At 64.1% G+C, this 824-nt stretch carries 1 protein-coding gene; it reads left to right on the top strand.

The genetic code is table 11. The annotated features are described in order from the left end of the window. On the top strand, window positions 1-824 hold an 824-nt coding region (locus EN991_RS38205), incomplete at both ends, for a hypothetical protein (RefSeq protein ID WP_164769758.1).

Consider the following 824-nt stretch of genomic DNA (forward strand, 5'->3'; position numbering starts at 1 on the left):
GACCAGACGCCACGCGGCCATTTCTCGGCCCTGGCACGCGACGTCGCCTTCGGCACCGCCATGGTGGCGCTGAAGATCGTCCTGATGGCGCACAACGCCTGGATGATGGGCGATGCCATCGTGCGCACGCTCTATCGGTTGTTCGTCAGCCGCCAGAACCTTTTGGAATGGCGCACCGCCTCGCAGGCGCACAAGGCGGGCGACAACGATGTCGGTTCCTATTACGGCATGATGTATGGCGCCGTGATCATCGGCTTCGTCGGCCTTGCCATTCCGGTGCTGGCCGATTCGACCGGCGCCTTCGTTGCCTTCTTCTTCGCGCTGTTCTGGATTGGCTCGCCCGCCATCGCCAGCTGGATCAGCCGTTCGGCTGAAACCGAGGATCGCTTGCGCATATCGCAGGCCGATATCCATACGTTGCGCACGGTGGCGCGGCGCACATGGCATTATTTCGAAAGCTTCGTGACGGCAGAGCATCACCATCTGCCGCCCGACAATTTCCAGGAAAGCCCGGCGCCGGTGGTGGCGCCTCGTACTTCGCCGACCAATATCGGCGTCTACCTGCTGTCCGTCGTTTCCGCCCGCGACTTCGGATGGATCAGCCTGTCCGACGCCATCACCCGCATCGACGCCACCATGGCCACGATCGAGGGCATGCCGCGTGAGCGCGGTCACCTCTTCAACTGGTACGACACCACGACGCTGAAGCCGCTTTATCCGCTCTACATCTCGGCTGTCGACAGCGGCAATCTCGCCGGCCATCTGGTGGCGGTGGCGGCGGCCTGCGCCGAATGGGCCGAGGCGCCCTCCGTGCACCTCCAGGG

The sequence above is a fragment of the Mesorhizobium sp. M7A.F.Ca.US.005.03.2.1 genome (genome assembly GCF_003997795.1).
Lineage (GTDB): Bacteria > Pseudomonadota > Alphaproteobacteria > Rhizobiales > Rhizobiaceae > Mesorhizobium > Mesorhizobium ciceri.